5 protein-coding genes are annotated in these 6,243 nt (G+C 64.8%); all 5 read right to left on the reverse strand.

Features of this window, described 5'->3' with window-relative positions; genetic code table 11:
• Positions 1–63: 63 nt before the first annotated feature.
• The 5 genes from ACYVGY_RS13075 to ACYVGY_RS13095 all read right to left on the reverse strand — a co-directional run bounded on the left by ACYVGY_RS13075 (position 64) and on the right by ACYVGY_RS13095 (position 5,808).
• Positions 64–615, reverse strand: coding sequence for a hypothetical protein (locus ACYVGY_RS13075; RefSeq protein ID WP_460457936.1), 552 nt, complete (start codon positions 613–615; stop codon positions 64–66).
• Positions 616–727: 112 nt separating this feature from the next.
• Complete coding sequence (locus tag ACYVGY_RS13080) at positions 728–1,177, reverse strand: hypothetical protein (protein WP_460457937.1); 450 nt, start codon at positions 1,175–1,177, stop codon at positions 728–730.
• 59 nt (positions 1,178–1,236) lie between these two features.
• Positions 1,237–1,578, reverse strand: a complete 342-nt coding sequence (locus tag ACYVGY_RS13085; RefSeq protein ID WP_460457938.1) for a hypothetical protein — start codon at positions 1,576–1,578, stop codon at positions 1,237–1,239.
• 200 nt (positions 1,579–1,778) lie between these two features.
• A complete protein-coding gene (locus ACYVGY_RS13090; protein ID WP_460457939.1) occupies positions 1,779–3,110 on the reverse strand; it encodes a DUF3999 family protein in 1,332 nt (443 codons plus the stop codon).
• Positions 3,111–3,114: 4 nt separating this feature from the next.
• Positions 3,115–5,808: a DUF2339 domain-containing protein gene (locus ACYVGY_RS13095; RefSeq protein ID WP_460457940.1), complete on the reverse strand. Its 2,694-nt coding sequence runs from the start codon at positions 5,806–5,808 to the stop codon at positions 3,115–3,117.
• Positions 5,809–6,243 lie beyond the last annotated feature (435 nt).

Consider the following 6,243-nt stretch of genomic DNA (forward strand, 5'->3'; position numbering starts at 1 on the left):
GCAATTCAAGAGACATATAGAGCTTCCTGATTTATTGCCGGCTGGTACGCGACGGTCCACCCACTAGATCGAAGGAGCTTCCGCGTAGGATTGAGCACATTGTGAGGCGCCGAATAAGCGGATATATAGCTCTTCAATTGAGGCGATCTTCTGGAATGAGGAGCTCGGAATCGATCGAATATTGGGTCGTTCCGCCTTGACGCCAAGCGAGTTGGCCTTGGTGTGCTTGGCTACCTTGTATGACAGAACGGAAGGTAAAGGCTGTCCTGGCTCCCCGCCGAAGAAGAGAAAAGGGCCGAGGGAGAGCGTTTCCTGGTCGAAGTGGATAAGAATCACACAGCCAGATGGCTTGTTGCCAAGCGACAGCTGGATATTCTGGCTGGTGTTGCGGGACCCAACGAACGTGGTCTTAAGCTGTATGTGACGAATATAGCCATTGGCTTCTGCGATCAAGTCATAGCCGGAACGATCGACCTCCGGCTTTGAAAGCTCGAGCGCGCAATCTCCGCTCAGCCAAGACAGCTTGAGGAGTTCACCGATAAAAAGGTGCTCGAGCAGACGCTCTCGATAAGAGGAATTTCGGAAGTGTTGATCCAATTTTTTGGCGACTCGCACATTGGGTAAAGCCGCGCTGACGGGGTCGGCCTGACGGATTGGTTGGGTACGGCAAGGTCTTACGTGCTACCCCCTTTGGTCGCTGCAACCGGCTCCCAGAGCGCAGTGGCGTCTACAGCAGACCAATGCCGAGGCTGCGAAGGACGTCTTCAGGCGCATAGAAGAGTATTTCCTGGCGGTGCGTCCCTATTGGAGCTTGGTGCTCCGCATCGCTGTAGAGCGAAATAGAAACGCGGTATGTTTCGCCGTTCCTGATCCGCGAAAATGGGTCGGACCGTGCTCGAAACGATGCCTGTCCCGGTGCAACCGTCTGCTCGACTTTGGCCAACGGCTCGTCCTTGACCGGGCTCTCGAACTCTATGACGACATAGATTGGAGATTGACTTGGTTGGTTGAGCTTGAAGTCGGTCGCATACAGAAGCTTGCCGTCATCAACCATAAAGCCCGCGCCGTCGGTCGTCAGGTGCTCGGAGACTGCCGGCGGAGGTGGTGCAGGTGGATTTGCAGCCGTAGCAGTCATTGAGAAAGCAAAAATTACTCCGAACAGGATCGATATGCGCATCCGTTTTCCTTTTGGGCTCAATGCCCGAATCAAATTCGGTTTGAACGAATCTTCAAGGCTCAGCCGACTAACCGGGATAAAACAGGCAACAAGACAAACGACGCAACAAGTGCTGCAGCGATAACCAAGGTGCTGATGACACGTTGCTTCCATGGCCGGAGCTGATCCCAGGCCCCGGTAAGCCGAAAGAGTGAAGTTCCGGCGGTCAACTCTACGATGCCAACAATGACGTAGGCGCCAGCCGCTGCCGCCAGTAGCTTTGCGATGTCTGTTATTGGGTCAAGAGCCGTGCCAACGATCGCAATAAGCGTTAGCGGAATACCGATGAAAAGCTTGGCTCGGCCGCTCCGCTGCGAAAGCGGAGCCTGAGCGACTTTTCTTTGATTGCTCGAACTGTCCATATGTTCCTGTATTGAGCACGACCGCCTGAGGTAATCGGCGCCGAAGGCGTCGGCTTGAATGATTGGTTATGCGCCGAGATGGCCGGCGCCTATGAACTGCTAAACCTGGTCTATCGTTGTGCCAGCAGCACTCGAGGTTCCACAGGAACGCTAGCAGGTGGGTGAGACAAGTCAGCGCGAATTTTTCTTCTGAAGGCGGACTACTCCGTCTTGGGGTGCCGCAGCACCCGCAGCGACACGACCAATACCAATCCTGCACCTGCTGCCAACACCGCCCACAGCAGCCAGCGCTGCCAATCTTCCCCACGCTTCGGGCCCAAGGCGGCTTGGCCGCCGGCTTCGGTGCGGGCGCCCAGGGTGGCGGGCTTCGGCGGTGTGCTCGAAGCGGCCAGCGCCGCCTTTACCGGGTAGTCCTCGCGCGCTGCACGGCCGCTGCCGGCTACCAGTACGTAGGGGCCTTCGCCTTGGGCGAGCAGTACGAAGCGTTCCGGGCGGTAGGACAGCAGCAGGGTCGGCGGCTGGGTCAGGGCGGGCTGGGTGTTGAGCTGCCATTCCAGGTGCCGATGCACGCCGATGCTCGGCGGCACGTGGCGCACTTCGTCGTCGCCGCTGCCCAGCCGGAACGCTGTGAAATTCGATACGCCCTGCCACCACTCGCTGCCGCGGGCGCGGGCGTTGAGCTGCACGGCGGACACCGAGTTGCTGGCTGCCAGCCGCAGGTCGGCGCGTTCGACGGCGACGGGGGCGGGGCTGGTGTAGGTGTAGCTGCCCGGCTGGTCGGCTACGGCGGTGCCGGTGAGTTCCAGGGTCTTCCACTCGCGCAGGTCGCCGCCGGTGATGCGGCGCTCGGCCTGCAGGGCGGCGATCGCCGGCCAGTTGCCGTCGTTCTCGATGGCCAGGCGCAGGTAGCGGGCCTCGGTGCGGGCGATGTCGAGCTGCAGGCGCTCGATGCGCAGGCCGTTGTCGTCCAGCGCCACCAGCGGCAGGCCAGTGCCGAGCGATTGCCAGTTGGTCAGGTCGTCGGAGGCGCTGACGCGCACGCGCAGGTTCACGGGAAGTGCGGCGTTATCGGCGAGCTGCACGTGCAGGCGCGAGAGCGCGGGCGGTTCGTCTTCGCCGCGGTCCACCAGCAGGTCGTGGCGTTCGGCCGGCGGCGGTGTGTTGTCGGTGGTGCGCAGGTCGAGGCCGCGCAGGCGACCGTCTGCGTCTCGTTCCAAGCGCAGCGCCAGGCTTTCGGGCTGGCCGGGGGCGGGCAGGGGCACGCGCAGCCAGGCCAAGGGTTCGCGGCGTTCCTCCTCCTTGCGCTCGTAGGGCCAGGGCGCGAACGCCACCGCTTCGCCGCTGGCGTTGAACACGGCCAGGTCGCGCAGGTCGCTGCGCGTTACGTTGGCCAGCACGTCGGCGTCGAGCTCAATGACGTAGGCCGCGGCCTCGCCTTCGGTCTGGATCGGCCATTGCCAGGCGTAGTCCTGCGGCGTGGCGGCATGGGCCGATCCGGCAGCCAGCAGGCCGATCATCATCAGGTTGCGCATGCGCTTACTCCGAGCGGGGTGGGGTGGGGGCGATGCGGCCGACGACGATCAGCAGCAGGCCCACGACGACAAAGGAAACGATGCCGGCGATGTTGCCGACGAACTGGCGATCGACGATCAGCAGCTTCAGCAGCACCACGCCCAGCAGTCCGGCGCCCAGCCACCACAGCGGGCGGTCGAGGCGCCGCGAGCCGAGGATCCAGGCGGTGACGCCGGCCACGCACCAGGCCACGGTGAGGCTGGTCTGGGCCAGGCTTTCGCTGAGCAGCGCCGGCGACCAGGGCAGGTCGGCCAGATGGTGGCAGGCACGCAGTACGCCCATCGTCAGTGTCAGCAGCGCGGCGCCGGCCCAGGCGACGTTGCCCAGGCGGCTGTCGCCGACGCGGGCACGCAGGAACTGCGCAGCGATGCCCAGGCCCAGCAGCAGCGACAGCTCCAGCGGGTTGAGCACTGGCACGTAGGTCAGCGGTGCGCTGTTGCCGGGCATGAACTGACCTACCAACCACGCCAGTCCCAGACCGATGCCGCCGATACCCAGCCACAGGCGACGCCAGCGCGGGAAGTCTTCGGCTACCGGCCAGCCGGCCAGGGCCGGGTGCTTCCAGGCCAGGAACAACATCAGGCCCAGCGGCGCGGTCATGGCCGGGAGCAGCCAGCCGTCTTCGAGGCCGGCGCGGTCGTGCAGCACGCGCGTCAGCGCCACGCCCGCTGCTGCCGCCACGGTGATGAGCCAGCTGATGTGCGCCACCGGCAGGCCACGCGAGAACGGCTCGCGCAGCGCGGCCAACGTGGGCAGCGCCAAGGCCAGTACCAGCCACCAATAGGCCAGCGGGAAGTCGAACAGGGTTACGTAGTATTCGTGGCCGGAGGCGAGCGAGAGCGGCAGCAACAGCACCACCGACGCCACCAATGGCCAGGACAGGCGGGGCCAGCGCATCGGGCCGCGCAGCAGGGCTGCCAGTAGCGCAGTCACCACGGCGAAGCCGCCGTAATAAAGTTCCTCGTACGCCGGCGAGAGATTGATCTCGATCTCGCGCAGACCCAGCGCGCTCCACCAGCCCAGGCCGACCAGGAACAGGATGACCTGCACCGGCTCTGACTTGTCCGCGCGATGGTAGAGCCAGCTCGCGCCCATCCAGCCCAGCGTGAGCAGGGCGAGGTTGAGGGCGTGGCCGTTGAGCAGGAAGCTGTCCTGGTTGCCCAGGTTCCAGTCCAGCAGGCTCACGGTCCAGGCGCAGCCCGCCAGCACCAGCAGGGCGAGGCCGCTCCATCGGGTGAGGCGGCGCGCCTGGCGCAGGCCCAGCCAAACCATGCCCAAGCCCTGCAGCGCCCAGGCTGCCGAGGTCCAGCGCGCGGTCAGCGCCAGCGGGATCGCCAGCGTGGCGAACACCACGCCCATGCCGGCGGCGCTTTGCGCCAGGTCACGCAGGCGCGTGTTGCGCTGCGCCCAAAGTGCCAGGCCCGCGAAGACGGCGGCCACGAACACAGCGCTTGCCGCCAAGCCGAAGCGGTCGTCGCCCAGCAACCCCACCTGCATCGGGAAGGCCAGCAGCGGCGTGCCGAACAGCAGGGTGCCGTCGACCGGGCCATTCTTCTGCCGGCCGGCCAGTGCGTAGAGCACCGGAATGGAGACGTAGAACAGGAAGAACAGGATCAGGAAGGGTTCGACCGTTCCGAACTTGTCCGGCACGTAATAATTAGCGCCCCAGATGCCACCGATGACGAAAGTGAAGGCAAAGCCCACCAGGTTCAGCGCACGCCACGGCCGCTTCCAGGCGATGGCGAACACCGCGGCGTTGAGCACCGCGTAGTAACTGAAGAGCGCGACATGGTTGCCGCTGCCGGTGGAGAGCAGCACCGGGGCCAGATAGCCACCGATGAAGCCCAGTACCGCCAGCGCGGGCGCGTCCTGCTTGACCGCCAATACGCTGGCGCCGGCGACCAGGATGATCACCAGCACGAAGGCGGGCATCGCGCCCAGCACCTCGTAGTTGCGGAAGGCCGCAAATACCACCAGCAGCAGGATGCCGATGGCACCGCCCTGCAGGCTCAGGCCGAAGGCGGGTCGCTCGGCGGCGCTGCGCAAGCCCCAGACCAGACCGGCGATGGCGGCGGCGGCGATGCCGGCCAGGCGGAACTCGATCGGCATGGTCAGCCAGCCGGCGTCGGCGGCGTACTTGATGGCGGCGGCGACGCCGAACAGCAGCACCAGCACGCCCAGCTTGACCGGCACATTGCCTTCGAACAACCAGCCTTTGACGACCCCGACGGCTTTCTCGAGCACGTCAGGTGCTTGCGGCGCGCGATCATTAGACGGACGGACGGCGGGCGCGCCTACTGCTGGAATGGGCGGCGGACCGGAACTGACGGGCGGCATCGGCGACGCGGTGCTGGCGGCGGCCGGGGTGGTCATGACTGCCGGCGCCGGGGTGCGGAGAGGCGTCGGCGCGGCCGCGGCCGGCCCGGGCGCAGCGGCATCGGGTGCAGGAGTGGGCGTGGGCACCGGACCGGTGCGCCGCCCCAACATTTCCGCCTTGGCCAGCCGCTGCTCCAGCGCATCTACCCGCTGCCGCAGCCGGACTGCCAGGCCGAGCAACACGCCCAGCAAGCTGCCGGACACCAGTCCGAAGAAACCCTCGTCTACTTCCGCCATGGCCAGTCCCAGCACCGCACCCAGCAAGCCCAGGATCCAAGTCATGCGCATCTCCAGCCTTCAATGGTCATGAGTGTAGCCAATGTGAAGCGCTCGGCGACGGATGCCCTGGTCCGAACAGATCACGGCAATGACTGACGCGCTTGGGCTTTGTTTGCTTGTGTCCATGCCCCGGGGAGGGGCCGTCGGAGCGCTGACGGGCGTGCCATTCAGTCGGCCTGATGCACAATTGGCACGTAAATTGCTTGTAATTCACGCTGTTGTTCCCAACCAAGCCCTGAGATGCTCGAGTCGAAACCCCCGGTCAACCCCTTTCCGAACGATCCGGACTCTAGCCCAGCGCTTGGGCAAACGGGTTCTACCCCGATTCTGCGGACACTTTCACTAAGATCCATACTGGGTCAAAGGAGTGTCCATGTCCAAGCGCAAGCGTTACAGCCCTGAGTACAAGCACGAGCTGGTCGAACTGGTCCGCCGATC

The organism is Arenimonas alkanexedens (assembly GCF_054781355.1).

Bases quoted from the DNA above. Each gene is read 5' to 3' on its own strand.
- ACYVGY_RS13080 (WP_460457937.1), bottom strand. From the start codon at position 1,177: ATGCGCATATCGATCCTGTTCGGAGTAATTTTTGCTTTCTCAATGACT.
- ACYVGY_RS13085 (WP_460457938.1), bottom strand. From the start codon at position 1,578: ATGGACAGTTCGAGCAATCAAAGAAAAGTCGCTCAGGCTCCGCTTTCG.
- ACYVGY_RS13090 (WP_460457939.1), bottom strand. From the start codon at position 3,110: ATGCGCAACCTGATGATGATCGGCCTGCTGGCTGCCGGATCGGCCCAT.
- ACYVGY_RS13095 (WP_460457940.1), bottom strand. From the start codon at position 5,808: ATGACTTGGATCCTGGGCTTGCTGGGTGCGGTGCTGGGACTGGCCATG.